The sequence below is a fragment of the Streptococcus sp. HMSC068F04 genome, from assembly GCF_001837455.1.
Classification (GTDB): Bacteria; Bacillota; Bacilli; order Lactobacillales; family Streptococcaceae; genus Streptococcus; species Streptococcus salivarius_D.
Genome location: NZ_KV832462.1, coordinates 1 through 23,531 on the forward strand (window position 1 = coordinate 1; position 23,531 = coordinate 23,531).

24 protein-coding genes are annotated in these 23,531 nt (G+C 41.3%); 17 read left to right on the forward strand and 7 right to left on the reverse strand.

Going from position 1 to position 23,531, the window contains the following annotated elements; translation table 11 throughout:
- Nucleotides 1-36 precede the first annotated feature (36 nt).
- The gene (locus HMPREF2571_RS01380) at nucleotides 37-2,304 is read right to left on the reverse strand and encodes a Xaa-Pro dipeptidyl-peptidase (protein ID WP_013991114.1); all 2,268 of its coding nucleotides are present in this window, start codon (nucleotides 2,302-2,304) and stop codon (nucleotides 37-39) included.
- Between the two features lie 123 nt (nucleotides 2,305-2,427).
- Here HMPREF2571_RS01380 and gla point away from each other — a divergent pair, with 123 nt between their 5' ends.
- Complete coding sequence (gla, locus tag HMPREF2571_RS01385) at nucleotides 2,428-3,294, forward strand: aquaglyceroporin Gla (RefSeq protein WP_004183354.1); 867 nt, start codon at nucleotides 2,428-2,430, stop codon at nucleotides 3,292-3,294.
- An 87-nt stretch (nucleotides 3,295-3,381) separates the two neighbouring features.
- Here the strand turns inward: gla and HMPREF2571_RS10190 are convergent, their stop codons facing one another.
- The gene (locus tag HMPREF2571_RS10190) at nucleotides 3,382-3,960 is read right to left on the reverse strand and encodes a CPBP family intramembrane glutamic endopeptidase (protein WP_231593847.1); all 579 of its coding nucleotides are present in this window, start codon (nucleotides 3,958-3,960) and stop codon (nucleotides 3,382-3,384) included.
- A 264-nt stretch (nucleotides 3,961-4,224) separates the two neighbouring features.
- Between HMPREF2571_RS10190 and HMPREF2571_RS01395 the strand changes: the two genes are divergently transcribed.
- The 3 genes from HMPREF2571_RS01395 to HMPREF2571_RS10630 are packed head-to-tail and all read left to right on the forward strand — an operon-like array spanning nucleotide 4,225 to nucleotide 6,573.
- Nucleotides 4,225-4,980: a CppA family protein gene (locus HMPREF2571_RS01395; RefSeq protein WP_004183351.1), complete on the forward strand. Its 756-nt coding sequence runs from the start codon at nucleotides 4,225-4,227 to the stop codon at nucleotides 4,978-4,980.
- Complete coding sequence (locus HMPREF2571_RS01400; RefSeq protein WP_045769042.1) at nucleotides 4,980-5,927, forward strand: serine hydrolase domain-containing protein; 948 nt, start codon at nucleotides 4,980-4,982, stop codon at nucleotides 5,925-5,927. The genes HMPREF2571_RS01395 and HMPREF2571_RS01400 overlap by 1 nt, the downstream gene beginning before the upstream one ends.
- Nucleotides 5,911-6,573, forward strand: coding sequence for a hypothetical protein (locus tag HMPREF2571_RS10630; RefSeq protein WP_045769043.1), 663 nt, complete (start codon nucleotides 5,911-5,913; stop codon nucleotides 6,571-6,573). The genes HMPREF2571_RS01400 and HMPREF2571_RS10630 overlap by 17 nt, the downstream gene beginning before the upstream one ends.
- Nucleotides 6,574-6,589: 16 nt before the next feature.
- Here HMPREF2571_RS10630 and HMPREF2571_RS01410 read toward each other — a convergent pair whose 3' ends face one another.
- From HMPREF2571_RS01410 to pflB, 5 genes are all read right to left on the reverse strand, one after another.
- Nucleotides 6,590-7,042: a GNAT family N-acetyltransferase gene (locus HMPREF2571_RS01410; RefSeq protein ID WP_004183346.1), complete on the reverse strand. Its 453-nt coding sequence runs from the start codon at nucleotides 7,040-7,042 to the stop codon at nucleotides 6,590-6,592.
- Between the two features lie 86 nt (nucleotides 7,043-7,128).
- Nucleotides 7,129-7,911 (reverse strand): carbonic anhydrase, encoded by a 783-nt coding sequence (locus tag HMPREF2571_RS01415; protein ID WP_045769044.1) that lies wholly within the window; start codon nucleotides 7,909-7,911, stop codon nucleotides 7,129-7,131.
- Nucleotides 7,912-8,197: 286 nt separating this feature from the next.
- The gene (locus HMPREF2571_RS01420) at nucleotides 8,198-9,892 is read right to left on the reverse strand and encodes an oleate hydratase (protein ID WP_070847041.1); all 1,695 of its coding nucleotides are present in this window, start codon (nucleotides 9,890-9,892) and stop codon (nucleotides 8,198-8,200) included.
- Between the two features lie 14 nt (nucleotides 9,893-9,906).
- Nucleotides 9,907-10,044 (reverse strand): hypothetical protein, encoded by a 138-nt coding sequence (locus HMPREF2571_RS10635; protein WP_004183341.1) that lies wholly within the window; start codon nucleotides 10,042-10,044, stop codon nucleotides 9,907-9,909.
- Between the two features lie 158 nt (nucleotides 10,045-10,202).
- The gene (pflB, locus tag HMPREF2571_RS01425; RefSeq protein WP_045769046.1) at nucleotides 10,203-12,515 is read right to left on the reverse strand and encodes a formate C-acetyltransferase; all 2,313 of its coding nucleotides are present in this window, start codon (nucleotides 12,513-12,515) and stop codon (nucleotides 10,203-10,205) included.
- 267 nt (nucleotides 12,516-12,782) lie between these two features.
- On the opposite strand from pflB, the gene dinB reads away from it, so the two are divergent.
- The 13 genes from dinB (at nucleotide 12,783) to HMPREF2571_RS01490 (ending at nucleotide 23,523) form a co-directional block, all read left to right on the forward strand.
- Nucleotides 12,783-13,892 (forward strand): DNA polymerase IV, encoded by a 1,110-nt coding sequence (gene dinB / locus HMPREF2571_RS01430; protein WP_045769047.1) that lies wholly within the window; start codon nucleotides 12,783-12,785, stop codon nucleotides 13,890-13,892.
- A 100-nt stretch (nucleotides 13,893-13,992) separates the two neighbouring features.
- A complete protein-coding gene (locus HMPREF2571_RS01435) occupies nucleotides 13,993-14,883 on the forward strand; it encodes a hypothetical protein (RefSeq protein ID WP_014632669.1) in 891 nt (296 codons plus the stop codon).
- A 214-nt stretch (nucleotides 14,884-15,097) separates the two neighbouring features.
- The gene (locus HMPREF2571_RS01440; protein WP_045769049.1) at nucleotides 15,098-15,928 is read left to right on the forward strand and encodes a transporter substrate-binding domain-containing protein; all 831 of its coding nucleotides are present in this window, start codon (nucleotides 15,098-15,100) and stop codon (nucleotides 15,926-15,928) included.
- A 596-nt stretch (nucleotides 15,929-16,524) separates the two neighbouring features.
- Nucleotides 16,525-17,271 (forward strand): amino acid ABC transporter permease, encoded by a 747-nt coding sequence (locus HMPREF2571_RS01445; protein WP_118058287.1) that lies wholly within the window; start codon nucleotides 16,525-16,527, stop codon nucleotides 17,269-17,271.
- Complete coding sequence (locus HMPREF2571_RS01450; protein ID WP_014632672.1) at nucleotides 17,271-18,014, forward strand: amino acid ABC transporter ATP-binding protein; 744 nt, start codon at nucleotides 17,271-17,273, stop codon at nucleotides 18,012-18,014. Before HMPREF2571_RS01445 ends, HMPREF2571_RS01450 begins: the two co-directional genes overlap by 1 nt.
- Before the next feature lie 211 nt (nucleotides 18,015-18,225).
- Nucleotides 18,226-18,450 (forward strand): DUF4059 family protein, encoded by a 225-nt coding sequence (locus tag HMPREF2571_RS01455; protein ID WP_045769051.1) that lies wholly within the window; start codon nucleotides 18,226-18,228, stop codon nucleotides 18,448-18,450.
- Nucleotides 18,451-18,482: 32 nt separating this feature from the next.
- Nucleotides 18,483-19,436, forward strand: coding sequence for a thioredoxin-disulfide reductase (gene trxB / locus HMPREF2571_RS01460; RefSeq protein ID WP_256314582.1), 954 nt, complete (start codon nucleotides 18,483-18,485; stop codon nucleotides 19,434-19,436).
- A gap of 149 nt (nucleotides 19,437-19,585) precedes the next feature.
- Complete coding sequence (gene rsmD, locus HMPREF2571_RS01465; RefSeq protein WP_070847069.1) at nucleotides 19,586-20,125, forward strand: 16S rRNA (guanine(966)-N(2))-methyltransferase RsmD; 540 nt, start codon at nucleotides 19,586-19,588, stop codon at nucleotides 20,123-20,125.
- A 32-nt stretch (nucleotides 20,126-20,157) separates the two neighbouring features.
- On the forward strand, nucleotides 20,158-20,655 hold the full coding sequence (gene coaD / locus HMPREF2571_RS01470; protein WP_048674796.1) for a pantetheine-phosphate adenylyltransferase: 498 nt from the start codon (nucleotides 20,158-20,160) through the stop codon (nucleotides 20,653-20,655).
- A complete protein-coding gene (locus HMPREF2571_RS01475) occupies nucleotides 20,633-21,709 on the forward strand; it encodes a SepM family pheromone-processing serine protease (protein WP_014634969.1) in 1,077 nt (358 codons plus the stop codon). Before coaD ends, HMPREF2571_RS01475 begins: the two co-directional genes overlap by 23 nt.
- Nucleotides 21,710-21,794: 85 nt before the next feature.
- Nucleotides 21,795-22,739: a tRNA modification radical SAM protein MnmL/YtqA gene (locus tag HMPREF2571_RS01480; RefSeq protein ID WP_004183328.1), complete on the forward strand. Its 945-nt coding sequence runs from the start codon at nucleotides 21,795-21,797 to the stop codon at nucleotides 22,737-22,739.
- Nucleotides 22,736-23,284 carry a tRNA 5-(aminomethyl)-2-thiouridylate-methyltransferase MnmM gene (locus tag HMPREF2571_RS01485; protein ID WP_014634968.1) on the forward strand — a complete coding sequence of 183 codons (549 nt, stop codon included), beginning with the start codon at nucleotides 22,736-22,738 and terminating at the stop codon, nucleotides 23,282-23,284. The genes HMPREF2571_RS01480 and HMPREF2571_RS01485 overlap by 4 nt, the downstream gene beginning before the upstream one ends.
- On the forward strand, nucleotides 23,281-23,523 hold the full coding sequence (locus HMPREF2571_RS01490; RefSeq protein ID WP_014634967.1) for a hypothetical protein: 243 nt from the start codon (nucleotides 23,281-23,283) through the stop codon (nucleotides 23,521-23,523). The genes HMPREF2571_RS01485 and HMPREF2571_RS01490 overlap by 4 nt, the downstream gene beginning before the upstream one ends.
- The last annotated feature ends 8 nt before the right edge of the window (nucleotides 23,524-23,531 follow it).

The window sequence follows — 23,531 nt, forward strand, 5'->3', positions numbered from 1 at the left end:
CCACCCGTTCTCACGGGTGGTTTTGACTATAAAAAGCTAATAAGGCAATGTCATCTGACTTTGGCTTAGGTCCACGGTTAATTCGTAGTCACTATTGTCACGAATAGTGTGTTCAAAGTCTGTGGTATAGAGAACAAGTCGGAGTTTGTCGCCCTTGTTGAGTTTGTAGATGGTTGGTTGCAAGTCCAGGCCGATAGTCATCCATTCATTTGGAGTGACATCCTCAATGGTGAGGAGGTCTTTACGATTTTGCAGGTTAAGGTGTCCTTTGGTAATGACACGATATTTTGCCTGCTTGAATGGCAATTCACGTAAGGCTTCTTCCTTGAAGAGACGGCCGTTATCTAGATTCATGCGTTTGAGAGCGGGAATAGGTGCGAGATACTTCTTGTCACCCATTTCTAGAACTTGGGCCGAAATGAGACCACGGTTTGTGTTAGACTTAACCTTGAGCTCTAGGTGGACACGACCATTAATCTGGATATCTTGGTCCAGTTCAAAGTCCAAGGTAATGGCATTGGCTTTGTCTGCAAAGAGGTCATCCTTGAAGCTTTGGTAAGCTTTACCATATTTGGTGAAGGTTTCCTCTTCATAATGGTTAGCGATACTAGCTTCAGCCTCACCAAGCGGAATGTTTTTACCATTGTCGTGTCCAAAGTTATCGAGGACTTCCCAGGTCTGTTCAGACTGGTTGTTTTGCCAGATAACAGTAGGCAGTGTGTAGCCATTCTCCAAACCAAGGAGTTTCTGACAAATCAAGGCGTTCATGCTTTCTCGGAAGTCAATAGACTGCCAAGCATTCATGTAAACGTGGGCACCATTGTGGAAGAAGAAGTGTTTTTCAAGAGTGTCAGGAAGAGCATTGAACATTTGATAGACGTTAATCGGTTTGACATTCCAGTCTTGACTACCATGTGTAAAGACAACGGTAGCTTTAACACGGTCTGCGAACTGCACATAGTTACGGTTATGCCAAAACTGGCTATAATCACCATGCGTACGATCAATGGCTGTGCTTAGCTCTTTGAGATAGGCTTGGTAGTCTTTTTGGTGGCGTAGGTATTCTCCAGCTAATAGGGCACGAGAATAGGTAAATTCGGTCAAGGTGTCGAGATCTTCACCAGGGTAGCCTCCAGGACTGACGAGGAGTCCATTTTCACGATAGTAGTCGTACCAAGATGAAATACCCGCTTCAGCAATAACCATCTCCAAACCGTCGACACCAGTTGTAGCAAGGGCGTTGGACATGGTACCCAAGTATGAAAGTCCGGTAGTAGTCACTTTACCAGAAGCCCAATCCGCAGTGATGGTATGCTGTCTACTACGGCTAGTAAAGGCGCGTGCACGACCATTGAGCCAGTCGATGACAGCTTTATAGGCCAGAACTTGTTGATAGTCTCCAGAGGTCATGAAGCCTTCGGAATTGAAGGTACCGACACCCGACACATAGATAGAAGCCACACCACGAGCCAACATGTAATCGTTAAGCGTGTAGGTATCTGTGTGAGCAAAACGCTCCTGAGCCTTCGTGACAGGATTGATAGGCGTAAGGTCTGCCTCTGGTGTCTTGATTTCTGGTTGGTTAAGGGAGATTTCACCTGCTGGTTTGACGAGCAAATCACCTTCCATCTTGTGGGTAAGCTTATCTGAAGCAGGCTCATTAGTCCCTTGTTGATAAGGGCTTGCGGTCATCATGGCTGGAACTGGGAAGTCCACATTAGGACGTAAGATAGTCACTTTGACCAAGTCTAACTGCCCATCTTTATCGGTATCTACAGGTGTTTCAACATAAACCACCTCACGGTGAAGCTGATTAGTGTCAAATGTTGCCAAGCTCTTACCGTTAAAGAAGACGTAGTTATTATTTACAGGGATTAAATCCTGAGCTACTAACTGATCAATTAAGGTATTGCCAGACTGTGTGCGTGTTGCTAGCAATTGATGGAGGTTACTAAGGCTACCATCAAAAGTAATTGGGAAAGCCATTTCCTCTAGGAAAGCAACACTATCTGTAAAGTCTACATTAGGGACAAATCCTAGCATTTGAAGAGCTACCAAACCAAAGACGTCAGCAGTCAAAGGACGGTCTGATTGGAAGAAGGTTAGGAGATCAGTCTCTGTATCAGCAATCCAATTTTTCAAAGCTAAGTCGGTGTCTTCAAAGAAGAGGAAGGACTTACGAACAAAGGCTTCAAAATTATCCTTGGCACTAGCATTTGGAGAGACTTCAAAGCCCAGAGAATGGAGTTCCTGACAAGCCATTTCAGGACTTACTGGGATGTAACTAAACTGATTAAATTTCATACTTTAAAACCTCAAAAAAAGAATACGTAAACATTTCAGAAATATCTTTACATCAGACATTATACTTGATAAAATGATAGATGTCTAAATTATTGTAAAATGTGAAAGGAAATAAAGAGACAAATGAATGATTTTCTAAAAGAAGCGCTCAGTCATGATTGGATTATGAAGTACATTACTGAGTTTATTGGGACAGCTTTGATGGTTGCACTTGGTAATGGTTCGGTTGCCAATGTTGAGCTTAAAGGGACTAAGGGTAATAAGTCTGGATGGCTTGTTATTGGTTTTGGTTATGGTTTTGCGGTAATGATGCCAGCACTTATGTTTGGTGATGTTTCTGGTAACCACATCAACCCAGCCTTCACACTTGGACTTGCTGCATCTGGCTTGTTCTCATGGGTAGCCGTTCCAGGTTACTTGATTGCTCAACTTCTCGGTGCTTTCTTAGGACAAGCTATCGTGGTTTGGGTTCACCAACCTTATTATCTTCAAACTGAGAATCCAAACAACATCCTCGGTACCTTCTCTACAATCTCTGCTGTTGATGATAACTCAGACTCAGAGGAAAATCACAAACGTGCTTGGCTTAATGGTTTTGCCAATGAGTTTGCGGGTTCATTCCTTCTCTTCTTTGGTGCTCTTGCCTTGACTAACAACTACTTTGGTCACAAATTAGTCTCACAAGCAGTTCAATATGGGTATGATAAAGAAGCTGTAACAGGTCAAATGGCTAATGGTGCACTTGCGGTTGCCCACATCGGTGTTGGTTTCTTGGTTGCAGCCTTGGTTATTTCGTTTGGTGGTGCAACAGGTCCAGCTCTTAACCCAGCCCGTGACTTGATGCCACGTCTTCTCCACCACATCTTGCCAACAACAGTTCTTGGTGAACACAAAGGTGATTCTAAATGGTGGTATTCATGGGTTCCAGTTGTGGCTCCAATCTTAGCAGGAGTTTTAGCTATAGCTTTGTTCAAGTTCCTCTACCTTTAATCAATACAAAAAATCTGAAGTTAGTGCTTCAGATTTTTTTATGCTTAAAATTTTGAAAGTAATAAAAAACTGAGAAAATATTCTCAGTCACATTGGATTAGTCATTACTAGAATGGTAGCACCTAAGGTGTAAAGATTCCATAAAACATGAAGTGTGATACTTGCAGATAAGTTTTCTCTTTTTTGGTAGACCATAGAGAGAGCCAAGCCCATTCCGATATAAAGAGTGAGGTAGGCAAGATTAGTTGGCATATGAAAGAGACAAAAGAGCCCAGTGCTGACTAGCACAGCCGTTTTTGAATAAGGAGCTAACCAGGTGAAAATCCACTTGCGAAAGAGGATTTCTTGGAGGACGGCTGTCGTGATCATACCAATGGCTACAGGTAGGATAGGAATTGTTGTGAGCGTCTTTTGAAGTTCTGCATGGTAGTTGGTGTGGGTCAGTAACATGAGGTTACTTCCGATGAGTCCCATCAAGAAGATAATGGCAAAGCCCCAGATAATGGCTTTGATATCCTTTCGATTTAAGCTAAAGTTGTGAATCATACCCTCACTCTTAGCCCAAAGATAGCTAATATAAAAAATAATGAGGTTGACAGTGATAATCCCCCAGCTTTCTAGGTTAGTGAAGGTCAATCCAGTCTGATTGTTATATAAGGTTGTCATACCTAAGGTGATGTTTGGGATAGCTATCATCAGCAGTAAAAAAAATCCCTGATAGGCATGTCTAAATGCCAGATTATTGACAAGAGTTTTCATAGACTCTATTATACTCTAAAATGAGGAAAATGCTAGCCCCAAAGTAAAGATAATGTAATAGTTCATAATTTGTGTGAAAGAAAGTGAAAAAATTACAATACTGTTTTTTCTTAGGAAAATCCTTGTCACACAGGCTCTTTTCGGATAAAATAGAAAAGAATGGAGGTTGTCATGACGCAATCAGGGAATTTTAAGTTTCACACACCAATTTTTCGTGTAAATAACAGACAAGAAAATATTGATTTTTACCAAAATACATTAGGATTTAAGCTTTTGACTGAGGAAAATGCCCTTGCGGTCTTCACAGATTGGACAGACCGTAACTCACTTTTTGTGATTGAGGAGTCACCAGCTTATCGTTGTCGCGCTGTTGAAGGTCCTAAGAAAATTAATAAAGTGGTCATTAAAGTTTCAAATCCACTTGAGATTGAGTACCTTTTGGCGCGTGATGATCACCAGGCCAAGGCTATTTTCCAAGGGGAAAAGGGCTATGCTTTTGAAACAATCTCACCTGAGAATGGTCTTATTTTGATGCATGCTGAAGATGACTTGTCTACTCTCAAGACAGTTGAATACGCAGATGTTGAAGAAAAAGAAGACTTCAAAGGAGTATCAGACTTTACGGTTGAGTCTTTGACCTTGAACGTTGTTGATACAGCCCAAGCAGCTTTCTTCTACGACAATCTTTTTGGCGAAGAATTGCCTTTGTCTATCCACTTTGAAAAAGCAGAAGGTCCTGACCTCCAAGTGAGTCCAGACCAGACTTGGGATTTGGAAATTCTAGAGTTTAAGGTGGCAGAAGACTATGACTTAGTTGCCTTGCATGATAAACTTGAAAAAGAACAGTTCTCTAGTTACCTAGACAGCAAAGGGAACTTGCTCGCACTCACTGACATGAGCAATATTGAGGTTTGGTTTACAAAGTAATGACTAATTTTCAACAAACATTGTCAACAATTACAGACTACATCAAGGCTGACATCTTTCCAGGTGCCAGCCTTGCACTTTATGATGGACAAGGTTGGCAGGAGCATTATCTAGGAACTCAGGATGGAAAGCATCCGGTAGTTCCAGGACTGACCTATGATCTAGCTAGTGTTTCCAAGGTAGTCGGAGTTGGGACCCTCTGTCTTTTCTACTTGCAAGCGGGAAAATTGGACTTGGATGAGAAACTATCGACCTATTATCCTGAAGAAGTGGATAAGACGTTAACCCTTCGTCAGCTTCTTTCTCACAGTAGCGGAATTGATCCTTTTATTCCAAATCGTGATGACTTAGACCAAGCTGGCTTGATTGCTGCTATTAATGCCATCAAAGTTAGGGATGATAAACCTTTCTTGTATACAGATATTAATTTTATTCTCCTAGGCTTGATGCTTGAAAAAGTCTCTGGAACAACACTGGATAAGCTCTTTGATAGCGAAATTTTCCAACCGTTTGGTATGTCTGAAACACAGTTTGGGCCAGTTGACCTTGCTGTTCCAACTGTTGAGGGAATTCCGGGGGGAACTGTTCATGACCCCAAGGCTCGAGTTCTCAAGGAGCATACAGGTTCAGCAGGTCTCTTTTCAACCCTAAAGGATTTGGAAATCTTTGTTAACCATTATTTGACGGATGATTTTGCTAAAAATATGACGCAGAATATCAGCCAATCCAACAAGGAACGTAGTGTCGCTTGGGACCTCCAAGAAGATTGGATTCTTCATACAGGTTATACAGGGACCTTTATTCTGATTAACATCCCAGCTCAACGTGCGGCGGTTTTCCTCAGTAATCGTACTTATTACAAGGATGAGAGGGCTCAATGGATTAAGGATAGAGATGTTTTAATTGAGATAATGAAGAAGGAGCTGATTCGTGAAACGGTCGAGTAGACACTCCAAGGAAAGAAAGCTTATCCCTTGGTTTCTGAGTCTGCTCTTTTGCATGCTTAACGGGAGTAGTCTCTTTGTCTGTGGTATGTGTTTTACAGTGGTGATCATTTTTTTGACGACGGATAGAGATGTAGACTCTTTTGTAATTTTGGTATTTATTAGCTTGTTATCTAACCTTATTATTTCTTTTTATATTTTGATAAGAGAACTACTATACAAACTGATTCATTGCCTTGGGTATCGTGCCCAACCCGATTTAAAAGTCCTTCGTATGAGAAGAGGGTTTGATATTCATTTTCCTGTGTTTGAAAAGTATGGTCAAGACTATAAGTTACTCTACAAAAAGCGTTCCAAGAAGCTTCAAATAGAGTATTTGCTTATATGTTTAGGGTACTTTTGTGGACTCACTCATATTGTGATTGGTTACGCCTTTATACTCAGGAAAATTCTGGAGTCCTTAAAATTGACATTTACCGACTTTGCTAGATATCCTGCTTTTTTAGTTTATATGGTAACGATGATCGTTATCATTATGGGAAATCATAGCTGGAAAAAAATCACAGAGACATTAAAAGCTAGAGAAAATGTAACAGTTCTGGCTGTCGAGCATGGTTATCCTATATTTGCGGCAAAAGAAGAAGCTTAAGCAGTGGGTCAACTGCTTAAGCTTTTTTACTTAGTAAGGATTTTTCAACAGTAATGTGTTGGATACCAGCTTCTTCAAAGATGTTACCGACTTCTTGATAGCCATTATTGAGGTAGAACTTAAGTGCACTGAGTTGAGCATGGAGAGAAATAGTCTGGAAGCCTTGTTCTTGTGCAAAATCTTCAGCTTCTTTTAGGAGAATGCTCCCCAGACCTTGACCTTGGTAGGCATCGAGCACCGCCATACGTTGGAGGGTAAGCTGAGTCAAGTCTTTATTCGGTAGTAGGCGTACGGTTGCTGCGGCCTTGCCTTTGTCATCATATAGAACAAAGTGGATGCAGTAGGCTTCATTCGCATCAATCTCGATGGAGCGAGGAACACCTTGTCCCTTAACAAAAACAGTGTTTCGGATGGCTACGGCATCGAGGTAAGTTTCTGAGAGTGTATCTCTTGTATGTTTGATAATCATAGGGCAAGTGTAACAAAGTCTATAACTAATTGTCAACGAAAAAAAAGCTCGATGAGAGGAGTTATCATCAAGCTTTTTATCTTGCTTTATTCTTTAATTTGTCGACCGTTTGTATCTTGGATAGGACGGTTATTTTCAAATCCAAGGGTTTGAGTGAATTTCTCCACTTGTTCCTTACTAACGGTTTCTTGATTCTTGAAGACAATCCAGTTAACACCCTCAGTACATGGTGGTGTTGTCAAGGAACCTTCGAAGTTGTAGTAGTCCTTGTCTTCAGGATAGAAATCATCTAGTGAGATAGGTTGAGACAACTCGGTTTCAGTATTAGCAGCCTGAGGCATCTTATCCCAGATTTGTTTTAAGGCTTGATTTTCATCGCCATAATTATAGAGAACTGAGATAACTGTGATTTTTCCATTATCAGTCTTGTAGACGAAGTGACCCTCTAGAGGATAAGTCTGACCATCAATTTCATTCTCACTAGGTGCGTGAAAATGGAACTGCTGTAATTTATAGACATCATCACCAATCGTTAGGGTATTCTTTGGATTTTTAAAGCTGACTTCAATTGTATGCCCGTTATTTTCAACTTGAGCCTCTGATTCTTGATTATTAAGGTTTAGTTCTGGAAGATCAACGTCCTCAGCTCCGGTGATATTGATCGGAGATTGTTCTTTACCATTTTTGCTGAGTTTATAATCTTTAGAAAGGTCACCCCAATGGTCTGGACCAGTAGCACCAGTATAACCCCATTGAACGTCCTTGGACTTTGAGGATTCGGTTTTGGTATCAGACTGGCAGGCTACGAGTAGGATAGTACTTGCTACGAGAGCTACTAATCCAATTAGTTTAAAACTTTTCTTATTCATTTGTCCTCCTTATACTCTTTAATCTTATAACAATGATAGTTTACGTGTTATTAGACACTATCCATTTGACGTAATTGAGTATCGTTTCTCTATGGTGCTTCTGAGAAGGAAGTGTTTGGAGATACCAAACGGAAACGCTTTTATTTTATAGCTAATCTGATAAAAAGTCAAATGTAAATTATAGTAGATTTAGAAAAATATAATGAAAGCTGGTTTTTGCAAAAATAAAAAACAGCAAACATTTTGAAATCATGATGTTTACTGTCTTTAATGTGTGTAATGATTCTTAATCGAACATTTTCTTTGCAGCTCTTAACAAGGTTTTGATATCTTTATCATAACGAGGTGTTTTCACCAAACGTGACATGGGGATACCAGCAAAATGGAAAGCTGCGATTTCTCCAGAACGAACAGCACTATTTTCTGTGAAAATCATTTGATAAGGTTGTTCGACAAATTCTCCAGTAAAGGCAAGGTTTGTTGAATGTTTTGGAATAACCTTAGGACGATCTGACTTGGCTCGATTGTTAAAGAGAGCAGAAGCATATGGCATATAGACAGGGATACAGTTAATAACACTGTCCATGATTTCCTCTTCTTTATCGCTGATATTGATAGGCCCTGGGTCTACCTTTGAAAGTTGTCCAATAAGTTCCTGGAGCATCTCTTTACCAGTCATTTCGATATAAGGTTTATCAATGATTTCCCCGTGACGACGAGGGTAGAGGAAGTATCCCCAAAGAACCGTTTCGTTTGGTTTTTGACTAGTGAAGTGAGGTTGGTGATGGACAACGATTGACATGGTTACATCTTTTTGACCGAGTGGTGTCACTGGTTCTGTAGAAATAAAGGAATTAAGGGCGTTGCCTGGTTCCTGAGTGGTAATACGAGCAATTTCGTTCAAGAAGAGATGATTTTTAGTAGTGAGAGTGAAACTTACCCATTCACTGGCATCACGATCAGCGAAGAATTTATCAGGATTACCAAGGTTATAAAAATGATCTGATGCCTTTTTCCAAAGACTTGAAGCAGCACCATAATCCATGTTTTCTGCAGCCGGAGTGTTGAAATCGCCTAGTGTTGCAGAGTCAGTAATCGAACCGTTTGTAAAGATGACTGCTGTATCGTCATCCACTGGTACGAACTCATTTTCATCAGTTTTAGTATTGACCATGTGAAGACCAGTAACAGTAATTTCGTCTTGCATCTTGCTGTCCTTGAATTTCCAGTCAACAACACGACGATTAAGGACAATGTGACAGCCCTCTTTTTCCAAGTAATTAATCAAAGGCTTCATGATGCTTTCGTATTGATTATAGCGTGTACGGTTAACACCAACTAAATGCTCAATCTGAGTGAATTCATAAATCATTTGGTGCATGTAACGACGAAGCTCTTGTGCAGAACTGCGAGTCCTAAAAGCGAATGTCGTTTCCCACATAAACCAAAAGTTACTTTCGAAAAACTCAGTATTGTCTTTGAAATAGTCAGCAATCGTGATGTTATCTAGTTTTTCCTCTTGTGAATCAGGCATCATAATTAACTGCGTAAGGAGCTTACGACTTTTATTATTCAAACCAAGCTTACCACCATCAACGATACCTTGTCCACCTGCTAAGAGACGAGCCTTATCATAGGTTGGGTGTGCGGCATCAAATTGGCGAGTATCCTCAGCAGCTGTAAGACCTGGTTCTGTCATTGAAGGAACCCGATCAAGCAAATCCATCAAGTCAACGTAGGTACGGTAGTTAAGCATACGACCGCCGCGAGCAATATAACCCTTTTGATTTTCCATCGGATGATTTTTATTCCAATAGTCATCTTTAACATCTTGGGTAGGGGAACCGTCGTTTGATCCGTAATTATCAAGAGCGTAGAAAGTGATTTGGTCTCCTGACCATTTACCTTCTTGAATGAGGTAAACAGCGGCAGCCATATTTGATAAACCAGCACCGATCATAATTGCTTTTTTCTTTTGCATGATAGTTCTCCTCCTTAATCCAACGTAGAATCAAATTCATCATATAAGGCACTATCGTCCTTGAAGAATTCAGATTTGTGGGCAAGGAATAAGACACTAGCTAGGACGCTAAGTGTGATTCCAAGACTAGTTTTGAAAAACACTTTTTTCATAATAATACCTTCTTTCAAATTCAGTTTGTATTATAGTCCTATCCATAATTATTAACAACTGTTAATGTAAGGTTTTGTACAGTTTGGTAGAAACTGTTTAAGAAGCTAAGAAAAAACAAGCATCACTAGGATGCTTGTTTCTTGTTATATGCTTAGATTTATCCCAAAGCGTCGTCCATTGAAAGAACTTCGTGGAAGACACGTTGTGTCAATTCAGTTTTTTGTTCTGGAGTGAGGTATTTAGTGTTTACACAGTATCCAGAGATACGTACGATAACATCTTCACCGCTCATGATCTTTTCGTAAACATCTGACAAGTCCATAACGTTCAAGTTAACGTGTTGTCCACCGTTTTCGAAGTATCCGTCAAGGATAGTTACGAGGTTGTCAACTTGTTCGTCGTGAGTCTTACCAAGGGCACGAGGTGATACTTGAGTAGTAAGTGAGATACCGTCAGCTGCATAACCGAAGTCAAGGCTTGCAAGTGAGTTCAAGTTTTGCAACCATCCACCTTTAGCTTTGTTAGATGGGTTAGCACCTGGTGAGAAGAATTCCAATTTAGACAAGTTCACTGAACCATCTTCGTTGAGGTATACCCCTTTGTGAACTGGAGAGTTACCAGTTTGTTTAGAGTAAGCAACGTTAGAAGTGATTGTAAGAAGTGAAACTGTAGCTTCTGCATCTTTGTAGAGTTTGTGGCTACGAAGACGAGTAGTGTAAGCTTCAATCAACCATTCTGCCAATTCGTTTGAACGTGGGTCATCTTCACCCCAACGTGGGTATTCACCGATTGTTTCGTAGTCGTAGATGTAGCCATCTTCGTCACGGATCGGTTTAACTGTAGCGTATTTGATTGCTGACAATGTATCAACAGTATTTGCGAAACCACAGATACCAAATCCCATGTTAGCACGTTGTTTAGTTGGCAAGAAGGCCATTTGAACAGCTTCGTAGTTGTACTTATCAGTCATGTAGTGGATGATGTTAAGGGCATCTACGTAAGTGTCAGTCAACCAGTCAAGAGATTTTTCAAAGTTAGCTTTAACAGTGTCAAAGTCAAGAACTTCATCACGGACTGGTTCGATGTCAAATACTTTATAGTCTTTATGAACATCGTCGTAACCACCGTTCAAACCAGTAAGAAGGGCTTTAAGCACGTTAACACGAGCACCGAAGTATTGGATGTTGTGACGTTGTTCTTCGTTTTCTGGGTCAAGTGGTGATACACAACATGAGATACAGCTCATTTCACCGTATCCGTCTTTAGCCATAGTAGTTACACCTTCGTATTGGATAGAAGAGTGTTTGTGGCTCATGTGCATACAGTAGCGACGGAATGAGTAAGGCAATTTGTCAGTCCAAAGAACTGTCAAGTTTGGTTCTGGAGAGTTACCGATGTTGTCAAGAGTGTTCAAGAAACGGTAGTCCATCTTGGTAACACGGTGACGTCCGTCAGCACCCATACCAGCCATAGAAGTTGTGATGAATGTTGGGTCACCTGAGTACAATTGGTCGTAAGCTTTTGTACGAGCAAACTTAACTGTACGAAGTTTCATAACGAAATCATCAACGAATTCTTGGATTTCTGATTCAGTGTAAGTACCACGAGCAAGGTCACGTTCTGCGTATACGTCAAGGACGATTGGCACACGACCAAGTGAAGTAGCGGCACCGTTGATTACACGACATACTGCCATGAAGGCGATGTTTGTCCATTGGATAGCTTCTTTAGTATCGAAGGCTGGACGACGAACATCTACACCGTAAAGGTCACCAAGGCGAACAACGTCTTGAAGTGCTTGGTATTGAAGGTTAACTTCTTCACGAAGACGGATAGTTTCTTCGTCGATTTCTTTGATAGCATTCCAGTCGTTAACTTTTTCTTGCATCAAGTAGTCAGCACCGTAAAGGGCAAGACGAGCGTAAACCCCGATGATACGTCCACGTGAGTAAGCATCTGGAAGACCAGTAACTGTGTGAGCGTGACGTGCACGACGGATGTTTGAAGTGTAAGCACGGAAGATACCATCGTTAACTGTAGTCACGTATTTTGTGAAAATTTCGTGTACAGCTGGGTCTGGTTCATAACCGTGTTCTTTCAAAGCAGTTTCCGCCATACGGATACCACCTTTAGGCATGAAGTTCAATTTGAAGAGCTCATCATTTTGGATACCATAGATAAGTTCATCTTCTTTTGAAATGTATCCTGCGTCAATGTCAGCGATTGAAGTTGGACGAGTATCCATTGGGAAGCGTCCTTCAGCTTCATAGCCTGCTTTAGTTTCATCTACGATTTTTTTAATTTTTAGAGAGCGTTCAGTTGGTCCTGCAAGGAAGCTTTCGTCACCATCATAAGGTGTGTAGTTTGCTTGAACGAAACGTGAAACGCTAGCTTTTTCTTTCCAGTCAGTTCCTTTAAAGCCTTCCCACGCTTTTTCAAAAACATCTGTGTTAGTTTTAACCGTTGCCATAGTTTGGATCTCCTATAATTCTAGTAACAAAATCATCTGTTACATTCTCTAGAAGTATTCTATCACACAGTAACCGCTTACACAACTTTAAAACTGCGTTTTTAGAGACATTCTTTTATAATACAGTTTCGAAAACGACAAATCTGTATTATAAATTTCTGTTTTTTGATAGATTTTGGTATCATAAGGGGAGAATGCTTTGTAGTCCCAAAGTTTTATGTGAAAAGCTTTACAATGAGATAAATCTGAGAAAGGAGGCAGGGAGCCATGTTAGAGTTTCCTCTAATAAATGATACCAGTCGGAAAATCATCCATATTGACATGGACGCCTTTTTTGCTCAGGTCGAGATGAGGGATGACCCCAGTCTTAAGGACAAACCGGTTATTATCGGTCACGATCCTAGAAAAACTGGGGGACGTGGTGTGGTATCAACCTGTAATTACGAGGCTAGAAAATATGGTGTCCATTCAGCCATGTCTTCTAAGGAAGCCTATGAACGTTGTCCTAATGCTGTCTTTATCTCAGGAAATTATAGCCATTACCGAGAGGTAGGGATGCAAATTCGTGAGATTTTTAAACGCTACACCGACTTGGTAGAGCCTATGTCTATCGACGAAGCCTATCTTGATGTGACGATAAATAAGCTTGGTATCAAATCGGCGGTTAAGGTAGCCAAACTTATCCAGTATGATATCTGGCAGGAACTTCACCTGACTTGTTCAGCAGGGGTTTCCTACAATAAATTTATCGCCAAACTAGCCTCTGATTTTCAAAAGCCTGCTGGTTTGACGGTGGTGCTTCCAGAGGAAGCTCAGGAATTTTTGGGAAAGCTACCTATTGAAAAGTTTCATGGGGTAGGTAAAAAGTCAGTTGAACGTCTTCATGACATGGAAATATACACCGGTGCCGATCTTCTGAAGATTCCTGAGATGACGCTGATTGATCGTTTTGGACGTTTTGGATTTGATCTCTTTCGAAAGGCTAGAGGGATTTCCAATAGTCCTGTTAGGCCCAATCGTGTCCGTAAATCTATTGGAAGTGAGCGAACCTACGGCAAGCTTCTTTATAATGAAGATGATATCAAGGCTGAGTTGACTAAGAATGCTAGGCGGGTAGCTGAAAGTGCTCAGAAAAATAAAAAAGTCGGTCGAATTATTGTCATCAAGGTCCGTTATTCGGATTTCTCGACCTTAACCAAGCGTATGACCTTGGACAAATCGACTCAGGATTTCGACACCATCGAAAGGATTGCCCATACCATTTTTGATCAATTAGAGGAAAATAGCAGTGGTGTTCGCCTACTCGGTGTGACGCTGACGGGTCTGGAAGATCAAGAAGGCAGGCAATTGGACCTAGATGATTTGGAGTCATTATAATAGTAGAGTTTTGATTTTTTCTTTTGAAAAGTGACCTTGAAGAATCATCAGACCTATGCTATCTTAAATAGTAACTAAAAGAAATGAGGGAATAATCTTAATGAAAAAAGTTCTTACCTATCTAGGACTGATTCTGGCAGCTTGCTTGGTTCTCGTAGCTTGTGCTTCCAATAAACCAGCTGAGAAGAAAAAAGCGACACCAACTCCGACAGAACGTGCCAAGGCTGATGCGACAGTTTTAATTGATACTATGCTTGGAAAATCTAGTAACGGTTTTTCAAAACTATACGGTGAAAATTACGAGACCTGGACTGAAACGAAAGTCTTTGAAAAACAAGTTGCAGATACTATCGAGGAAAAGGGGTATACACCGGAAGACAAGTATACGTTTAAATACATTGAAGGCTACGATGCCAAGACACCAACCCAAGTGCTTTCTAAGTTTCTCAAGGTCCGTCGTAATATGATTGGTAAGATTCAGGACTATAAGCTGAAAGATGTCAAAGTTAAAGGAAATGAAGCGACAGTTACCTTTACTTCACGTTCTGTTAGTGCCTATGGTGCTGCAGCTGCTGTTCGTACTCTCCTTATGAGTCTCTATGACAACGACATTGACAAGTTGAAACAATGGAATCAAGCTGATAACAACGATGTGGAAAAAGGTAAAGCCAAAGATCTCACAACGAAATTCCTTTATGGTGAAAACTTTAACGGAGATTTGACACAATTTAAGGATATTGATAAAGAAATGGCCTATACACCTTTGACAGGTGCTGATAATCTAGAAAAGACCTTCAAGCTAACCAAAGATGATGGGGGTAACTGGACGATTTCTGTAGAAGATTATAAAGAGCTTGCCGAAGCCTTGGTTGACCATGATGAATCAGGAAGCAGAGCTGTTTACGCTGAACGCATCCATAAGAATTTATCAGATTATCAACCTGAAGACAGTAGCGATTCAAGCAGTAAGTCATCAAGTAAGGAAAAATAGAGTTTTATTGTCTTTGATGTTAAACATGTACGGAAAGCTTTTTTGGACGAGAAGAGTTGTCACACCAGTGGCAGCTCTTTTCTTATTGTTCGTTGTATCAATTCCCCTATAACCTTTATCTATCACTTCTTAGGATTTTATTATTAGACGAGTTTGGATGAAGATGGTAAACTGTTATCACTAACTATTAATGAAAGTATCGAGGATTATAGATATGAAAAAATGGCTTGCAGGTTTAGGGATTCTTGGCTTGTCGGTTTTGACTTTGGCTGCTTGTGGGAACAAGAGTGACAATAAGGCATCTGGTGAGAAGCAGACGATTACTGTTGCGACAGACTCTGATACGGCGCCTTTCACTTTCAAAAAGGGTGATGACTTCAAGGGTTATGATATTGATTTGGTCAAGGCTATTTTCAAGGATTCGGACAAATATGAGGTCAAGTTTGTAACGACACCTTTTGATTCCATCTTGACAGGGGTGGATTCTGGACGTTATCAGATTGCGGCTAACGACTTCAACTACAATGAAGAACGTGCGCAGAAATATGGTTTCTCAGATCCGATTTCACGTTCTAACTATGCCATCACTAGTGCTGAGGGTACCAAGTATACTAGCCTAGATGATTTGTCTGGTAAGACAACAGAGGTGCTTCCTGGCTCTAACTATGCTCAGTTGCTTGAAAATTGGAACCATGCCAATGCGGACAAGACACCAATTACTATCAACTATGCTTCTAGCTCAACTGGTCTTTCAACACGTATTCAACACATTCAAGAAGGAAAGATTGACTTTATCCTTTACGATGCCATTTCGTCTGAGTACATTGTTAAAGATCAAGGCTATAAGCTAGCTGTAAACAAGATTAAAGACGATATCGGTATGAAGACTGATGGTCTTGAATATCTTCTATTCTCAAATGATAAGCAAGGTAAGGAACTCAAGACTTTTGTTAATAAGCGTATCAAAGAGCTTAAGAAGGATGGAACCCTTGCCAAACTCAGCAAGGAATATTTCGGTGACGATTACGTCAGTGATTTGAAATAAGACTGTTAAAAGTTGAGACTGCCATCTCAGCTGTGGATTAAACACAAAGCTTTCTTTTGAGGCTTTCCTGAGGTGATGACGGACGTCAGCGACCTTCTTCGAAGTTCCATGACTAAGTTTTGAGCCTAAGGTCTCAAAACTTCCGAACACCTGAAACTTTAAAGTTTCAGGTGTTTTTCTCACGCCGGAAAGCCTCGGTTTATGCTCACTTTGTTCGTTAAATAAGGAATGAGTTCAAATCTTTTTGGTCTTAACAAGGTATTACTATCAGTGATACGATTTTCTTATCACTATGATAAGAAAAGACTATTTCACAGACTTTCTGAGTCGTGCTAAAATGAATACTATAAAATTATGATAAGATATTTGAATGGTTAGCACTAGGCTAACCTACTTTTTTAGAAAGAAAGGGCGACATTGTGAAAAAGAGTATAGAAGCATTTAATCGGTCACCTTGGTATCTCCAAGTTATCATTGGTCTGGTTGGTTTGGCAGTAGCAGTTGCTTTAGCCATTCCCTTGTCTTGGCTAGTAGAAATTCTTTGGGGTTATATTTTGCAACTGGTTACGATTGTCTTCAAGTGGATCTCATCTTGGATGCCAGCTGGTAAGCTCTTCTCATGGAAGGCAGTCTTTGATGCTGTTCCTAAGATTGTGGAACGCTTGCCTTTGACTTTGGGATTGACCATTGCAGGTGCTTTCTTCGGTTTGATTTTGGCCCTTGTCTTTGCGGTCGTTAAGATCAATCGAGTACGTATCCTTTATCCAATTCAAGCAGTTTTTGTGAGCTTCTTGCGTGGGACACCAATCCTTGTACAACTCATGTTGACTTACTATGGTATTCCACTCTTCCTTCGTTATTTGAATGGTGAGTTTGGTTTGGATTGGAATATTAATGAGATTCCACCAGCTATCTTCGCCATTACAGCCTTTGCCTTTAACGAAGCGGCTTACATGAGTGAAACCATTCGTGCAGCGATTCAGGCTGTTGATGCCGGAGAAATCGAAGCTGCCCGTTCTCTTGGGATGACATCAGCACAGGTTTACCGTCGTGTCATTATTCCAAATGCGGCAGTTATTGCGACACCAAGTTTGATTAACAGTTTGATTGGTTTGACTAAGGGAACATCACTTGCCTTTAGTGCTGGTATCGTCGAAATGTATGCTCAGGCTCAAATCTTGGGTGGTGCTGACTACCGTTACTTTGAACGTTATATCTCAGTTGCCCTTGTATACTGGGTAATCTCAATCTTGATTGAGTATATTGGTCGTTCAGTTGAAAATCACATGGCTATTAATGCTCCTGAAGTGACTGACATTTCTGGAATTGGAGGTGACCGCTAATGATTAGTATCAAAAATTTGACCAAGGAATTTTCAGGTCAAAAGGTTCTCGATGGTATTGATATTGACATTGAAAAGGGTGAAGTTGTAGCTCTTGTTGGTGCCTCTGGTGCAGGGAAATCAACAATTCTTCGTAGCTTAAACTATTTGGAACAACCTGATTCTGGTACCATTACCATTGATGATTTTAAAGTAGACTTCAAGACTATCACTAAAGAACAAATTCTTACCCTTCGTCGTAAGTTGGCCATGGTGTTCCAACAGTTCAACCTCTTTGAACGTCGTACAGCCTTGGATAATGTTAAGGAAGGTCTTAAGATTGTTAAGAAACTTTCTGACGAAGAAGCTACTAAGATTGCGAAAGAAGAGCTCGCTAAGGTTGGGCTTTCTAATCGTGAAAATCACTACCCACGTCACTTGTCGGGTGGTCAAAAGCAACGTGTGGCCTTGGCTCGTGCCCTTGCAATGAAGCCTGATGTGCTCTTGCTTGACGAACCAACATCTGCTCTTGACCCTGAGTTGGTTGGTGAGGTTGAAAAATCAATCGCTGATGCAGCTAAGTCAGGTCAAACTATGATTTTGGTCAGTCACGACATGAACTTTGTTTATCAAGTGGCTGACAAGGTGCTCTTCCTTGAAAAAGGTCGTATCCTTGAACAAGGAACACCTGACGAAGTCTTTAACCATCCAAAAGAAGAACGAACAAAAGAATTTTTCGCTTCTTATTCAAAACAATATCTTTAAGATGGGATTTTTGTTACAATAGAAAAGGTAGTGGGAGTGGACGACATTTTAGTCCATAGTCAAAGTCCCACAAGGATGATTAGGAACTTTTGAATGTTTCAAAGGCGACTATAGTCCAATCAGAGACTGCATCGTGCAGTTATTACTAGTCGAATTTAGAGGTTGGAGAATGTTATCTCAGCCTTTTCTATTTCTCACTTTAGGATGATTTATGTTATTAAATATTTTTAAATTTTACCTCTTAGGCCTTGTGATTGCTTTCTTTGTGTGCTTGGTGATTGGTGCCGTTTGGCTTGGATGGCGTGCCTTACGTCGTGCAGACAAAACTGTTAAGGAGCGTCAAGGTGCCCTCTATGATGCTATTATGATGTCAATGGTTTCGATTCCAGTTTTGGCATTTGCTTTTATGGCGATTCTTATCGTGCTGAATGCATAATTCTAGCTTTGTTGGCACATTAGGTGTAAGATATCTCTACAAGAAAATCATATAAGGAGTTACTCATGTACGATACAATTGTTATTGGAGCTGGTCCTGCGGGGATGACTGCAGCACTCTATGCAGCACGTGCCAACCTTAAAGTGGCAACTTTGGAGCAAGGCGCTCCTGGTGGACAGATGAATAACACGTCTGATATTGAAAATTACCCTGGTTTTGAAAGTATTTCTGGTCCAGAATTGTCAATGAAGATGTTCGAACCTTTGGAAAAATTGGGCGTTGAAAATCTTTATGGTATCGTGTCTGGTATCGAAGACAAGGGTGACTATAAGGTTGTCAAAACTGGTGATGAGGAGTACCAAACCAAGACAGTGATCATTGCGACTGGTGCCAAACATCGCCACATCGGTGTTGCTGGCGAAGAAGAGTACAACAGTCGTGGGGTATCTTACTGTGCGGTCTGTGATGGGGCCTTCTTCCGTAATCAAGACCTCTTGGTTGTTGGTGGTGGAGACTCTGCCGTTGAAGAAGGAATTTATTTGACACGCTTTGCCAATAGCGTGACCATTGTTCACCGTCGTGATGAATTGCGTGCCCAAAAGGTTCTTCAAGACCGTGCCTTCGCCAATGAGAAAGTCAAGTTTATCTGGGACTCAGTCGTCGAAGAAATCAAGGGTGATGACATCAAGGTTCGCAGTGTTGATATCAAGAATGTTAAAACTGGTGAGGTGACTAACCACGAATTTGGCGGTGTCTTCGTTTATGTGGGACTTGATCCTGTTTCAGATTACTTGACAGGTCTCGACATCACTGACCAAGACGGCTGGGTAATTACAGATGATAAGATGGCGACACGTATTCCTGGTATCTTTGCCATTGGGGATGTTCGTCAGAAAGACCTTCGCCAGATTACAACAGCCGTAGGGGACGGTGCCACAGCTGGTATCGAAGCTTACAACTACGTGACTGCACTTGGTGATAGGTAAAATGAATGGAAACTCGGGAGCTTCTCGAGTTTTTTGTGTTCTCTTGGGCGTATTTAGCTTGTCTAGTCCCCTTTGGAACAACATCTATGCGTGTTTTTTGTTATAATAGAAAAGTCTTACTAAAAATCAGTAAAAACGAGGTGACCGACTTGCGTGTTGTAGCAGGTGAATTTGGCGGACGTCCGCTTAAAACGTTAGAAGGCAAAACGACTCGTCCAACAACGGACAAGGTCAAGGGTGCCATTTTCAATATGATTGGTCCTTTCTTTGATGGAGGGCGTGTTTTGGATCTTTTTTCTGGGAGCGGTAGTCTGGCCATTGAGGCAGTTAGTCGTGGCATGTCATCTGCTGTCCTCGTGGAAAAAGACCGTCGGGCACAAGCCATTATCCAGGAAAATATCAAGATGACCAAGAGTGAGAAACAGTTCCAGCTTTTGAAGATGGATGCAGTACGTGCGCTGACACAATTGACAGGAAAGTTTGACTTGGTGCTTTTAGATCCACCTTATGCCAAAGAGCAGATTGTGGCCAATATTACTCAGTTAGAGGAGCAAGGACTCTTGGCTGAGGAAGTTATGTTGGTTTGTGAAACTGATAAGGCTGTGGACCTGCCTGAAGAAATTTCAAACTTTGGGATTTGGAAACAGAAAACCTATGGTATCAGTAAGGTGACCGTTTACGTGCGTTAGCCTTTGATAGGGAAGTTGTAGAAAGGAATGCTATGACAAAGATTGCTATGTTTACGGGGTCTTTTGATCCGATTACTAATGGGCATATGGATATTATTGCCAGAGCCAGCAAGCTCTTTGATGAGCTTTATATCGGTCTCTTTTATAATAAAAATAAGCAGGGCTTCTGGGATGTGGAGACTCGCAAGCGTATCCTGGAAGAGGTTGTGGCAGATCTTCCCAATGTCAAGATTATAACGGCCCACGATAGTCTGGCTGTAGATGTCGCTAGAGATCTTGGGGTGACTTATTTGGTTCGAGGCCTTCGTAATGCGACAGATTTCGACTATGAAGCCAATATGGATTATTTCAATAAGGGGTTGGCACCTGAGTTAGAAACAGTTTATTTGATTGCCAGTCATGAGGTAACACCAGTCTCTTCAAGTCGTGTGCGTGAGTTGATTTATTTTGAGGGAGACATTAGTTCTTATGTTCCTCAAGCAGTTGTTAAGGAAGTGGAGGCCAAGCGTGGCAAACAAGAACGAATCTAAATCACTATTAGGGAAACTTTGGCGGATTAAGTGGTGGTTGTTAAGTATTTTTACGGTACTTTTCCTCCTATTTGCCCTCTTTTTCCCGCTAAATAATTATTATGTTGAGCTTCCGGGTGGTGCTTTTGATACCAAGGAAGTCTTGACTGTAGACAAGAAAGCTGATGATTCAAAAGGATCCTACAATTTTGTGGCGGTAGCTCAAACCAAGGCGACTTTAGCCTTGATGCTCTATGCTCAGCTTAATGATTTTGCAAAGCTTCAAACAGCTGAAGAGGCAACTGGAAATTACTCTGATGAAGATTTCATGCGTATCAACCAATTTTACATGGAGACTTCCCAAAACCAAGCGATTTATCAGGGCTTGACTCTGGCTGGTAAGGAGGCTAGCTTGGAGTATATGGGTGTCTATGTGCTTCAGGTGGCTGACGATTCTAGCTTCAAGGGCGTCCTCAATATTGCGGACACGGTGACAGCTGTCAATGGCAAGTCTTTTGATAATTCTGCTGACTTGATTAAATACGTTCAGGGACTTAAGTTGGGTTCAAAAGTCAAGGTCACTTATACGACAGATGACAAAGAAAAGACTGCTACTGGTAAGATTATCAAGATTGCCAATGGTAAAAATGGTATTGGTATCGGTTTGACAGATCATACCGAGGTCAAAAGTCCTGAAAATGTGAAGTTTAAACTTGATGGTGTTGGCGGCCCAAGTGCGGGTCTTATGTTTACCTTAGCTATTTACGATCAGGTGTCTGGTCAAAATCTTAAGGCTGGTCGTAAGATTGCTGGAACAGGAACCATTGAAAAGGATGGTTCTGTCGGTGATATCGGTGGTGCCTACCTTAAGGTGAAATCAGCGGCTGATAGTGGTGCAGACATTTTCTTTGTACCAAATAATCCGGTAACCAAGGAAATGAAAAAGGCTGATCCGGATGCCAAGACTAACTATCAAGAGGCCAAGGAAGCTGCCAAGAAACTGGGAACCAAGATGAAAATCGTCCCTGTTAAAACAGCTCAAGAAGCCATTGATTATTTGAAAAAGACTAAATAAGAAGAGAGAGTAGGGCAGGCAGAAATCCATGATTTTTGTCTGAGTCTTACTCTCTTTTTTAGGTCAAAGTGTTATAATAGTCTTTATGAAAAAACGTTATAGAACAGTCAATGATTACTATCGTGAAATTTTTGGCGAAAAGATTTTCAAACTACCAATAGATGCGGGTTTTGATTGTCCCAACCGTGATGGCACAGTGGCTCATGGTGGCTGTACCTTTTGTACGGTATCGGGGTCTGGGGACGCCATTGTAGCTCCTGAGGCACCGATTCGTGAGCAGTTTTACCATGAGATTGACTTCATGCACCGCAAGTGGCCAGAAGTTCAGAAATATCTGGTTTATTTTCAAAACTTTACCAATACCCACGCGCCGCTTGAAGTTATCAAGGAACGCTACGAACAGGCTATCAATGAGCCTGGTGTTGTTGGTATCAATATCGGTACCCGCCCAGACTGTTTGCCAGATGATGTGATTGATTATCTGGCAGAACTCACAGAACGTATGCATGTGACCGTTGAACTTGGCTTGCAGACGACTTATGAAGAAACGTCAGAACTCATTAACCGAGCACACAGCTATGATCTTTATGTGGAGACGGTTAAGCGTGTGCGTGAGCGTGCGCCAAAGGCTGAGATTGTGTCGCATCTGATTAATGGGCTGCCAGGGGAAACCCACGAGATGATGGTGGAGAATGTTCGCCGTTGTGTGACGGACAATGACATTCAGGGGATTAAACTCCACCTCCTCCACCTGATGACCAATACGCGTATGCAAAGGGACTACCACGAGGGTCGTCTTAAATTGCTGAGTCAGGAAGAGTATGTGTCCATCATCTGTGACCAGTTGGAAATCATCCCTGAGGATATCGTCATTCATCGAATCACAGGTGATGCACCGCGAGATATGTTGATTGGTCCTATGTGGAGTCTCAACAAATGGGAAGTCCTCAATGCTATTGACAAAGAGATGGAACGTCGTGACTCATGGCAAGGGTGCAAAGTAGCTAACGAGAAGGAGGAAAAAGCATGATTAAACGACCAATTCATCTGTCTCATGACTTTCTAGCAGAAGTGCTGGATGATGAGAGTGTTGCTGTCGATGCAACCATGGGAAACGGTAATGACACAGCCTTTCTGGCTGGTCTTGCCAAGAAGGTTTATGCCTTTGACGTGCAGGAGCAGGCGCTCGAAAAGACTCGTCAACGCTTGTCGGACTTGGAAATTGAAAATGCGGAACTCATTTTAGATGGTCATGAAAATCTGGACCGTTATGTCACGGAACCGATTCGTGCAGCTATTTTCAATCTGGGCTATCTGCCATCTGCAGATAAGAGTGTTATCACCAAACCCCACACGACTCTTGAGGCCATTGAGAAAATTCTTGACCGCTTAGAGGTGGGTGGTCGTTTAGCTATTATGATTTACTATGGTCATGATGGCGGCGATATGGAGAAGGATGCTGTGCTTGAGTACGTTATCGGTTTGGACCAGCGTGATTTTACAGCCATGCTTTACCAACCCCTTAATCAAATTAATACCCCACCATTTTTGGTGATGTTGGAGAAATTACAATGATTACAGATATTAAAGAGAAGCTTGCAGATATGCAGGCCAAATATATAGATAAGCAAAGTGCCGAGGATACTTTAAAAAAGGTTGATAATCGTAAAACGGCTAAAATTAAGAAAAAGTTAGCTAGTCTTGAGGTTGAACGTTGCCATAAACTTTTGGCCAAAGAAGATGTCACTGCCATTGATAAAAAAATTAGTAAGCAAAAAGAACTATTCTCAAACTGTTGTCATAAGGAAGGGTAGGAGGAGCT

What these genes read in the sequence shown, in the direction of transcription:
- HMPREF2571_RS01380 (WP_013991114.1), bottom strand. Translation starts at nt 2,304, where the DNA reads ATGAAATTTAATCAGTTTAGTTACATCCCAGTAAGTCCTGAAATGGCT.
- gla (WP_004183354.1), top strand. Translation starts at nt 2,428, where the DNA reads ATGAATGATTTTCTAAAAGAAGCGCTCAGTCATGATTGGATTATGAAG.
- HMPREF2571_RS10190 (WP_231593847.1), bottom strand. Translation starts at nt 3,960, where the DNA reads ATGACAACCTTATATAACAATCAGACTGGATTGACCTTCACTAACCTA.
- HMPREF2571_RS01395 (WP_004183351.1), top strand. Translation starts at nt 4,225, where the DNA reads ATGACGCAATCAGGGAATTTTAAGTTTCACACACCAATTTTTCGTGTA.
- HMPREF2571_RS01400 (WP_045769042.1), top strand. Translation starts at nt 4,980, where the DNA reads ATGACTAATTTTCAACAAACATTGTCAACAATTACAGACTACATCAAG.
- HMPREF2571_RS01410 (WP_004183346.1), bottom strand. Translation starts at nt 7,042, where the DNA reads ATGATTATCAAACATACAAGAGATACACTCTCAGAAACTTACCTCGAT.
- HMPREF2571_RS01415 (WP_045769044.1), bottom strand. Translation starts at nt 7,911, where the DNA reads ATGAATAAGAAAAGTTTTAAACTAATTGGATTAGTAGCTCTCGTAGCA.
- HMPREF2571_RS01420 (WP_070847041.1), bottom strand. Translation starts at nt 9,892, where the DNA reads ATGCAAAAGAAAAAAGCAATTATGATCGGTGCTGGTTTATCAAATATG.
- HMPREF2571_RS10635 (WP_004183341.1), bottom strand. Translation starts at nt 10,044, where the DNA reads ATGAAAAAAGTGTTTTTCAAAACTAGTCTTGGAATCACACTTAGCGTC.
- pflB (WP_045769046.1), bottom strand. Translation starts at nt 12,515, where the DNA reads ATGGCAACGGTTAAAACTAACACAGATGTTTTTGAAAAAGCGTGGGAA.
- dinB (WP_045769047.1), top strand. Translation starts at nt 12,783, where the DNA reads ATGTTAGAGTTTCCTCTAATAAATGATACCAGTCGGAAAATCATCCAT.
- HMPREF2571_RS01435 (WP_014632669.1), top strand. Translation starts at nt 13,993, where the DNA reads ATGAAAAAAGTTCTTACCTATCTAGGACTGATTCTGGCAGCTTGCTTG.
- HMPREF2571_RS01440 (WP_045769049.1), top strand. Translation starts at nt 15,098, where the DNA reads ATGAAAAAATGGCTTGCAGGTTTAGGGATTCTTGGCTTGTCGGTTTTG.
- HMPREF2571_RS01445 (WP_118058287.1), top strand. Translation starts at nt 16,525, where the DNA reads ATGCCAGCTGGTAAGCTCTTCTCATGGAAGGCAGTCTTTGATGCTGTT.
- HMPREF2571_RS01450 (WP_014632672.1), top strand. Translation starts at nt 17,271, where the DNA reads ATGATTAGTATCAAAAATTTGACCAAGGAATTTTCAGGTCAAAAGGTT.
- HMPREF2571_RS01455 (WP_045769051.1), top strand. Translation starts at nt 18,226, where the DNA reads ATGTTATTAAATATTTTTAAATTTTACCTCTTAGGCCTTGTGATTGCT.
- coaD (WP_048674796.1), top strand. Translation starts at nt 20,158, where the DNA reads ATGACAAAGATTGCTATGTTTACGGGGTCTTTTGATCCGATTACTAAT.
- HMPREF2571_RS01480 (WP_004183328.1), top strand. Translation starts at nt 21,795, where the DNA reads ATGAAAAAACGTTATAGAACAGTCAATGATTACTATCGTGAAATTTTT.
- HMPREF2571_RS01485 (WP_014634968.1), top strand. Translation starts at nt 22,736, where the DNA reads ATGATTAAACGACCAATTCATCTGTCTCATGACTTTCTAGCAGAAGTG.
- HMPREF2571_RS01490 (WP_014634967.1), top strand. Translation starts at nt 23,281, where the DNA reads ATGATTACAGATATTAAAGAGAAGCTTGCAGATATGCAGGCCAAATAT.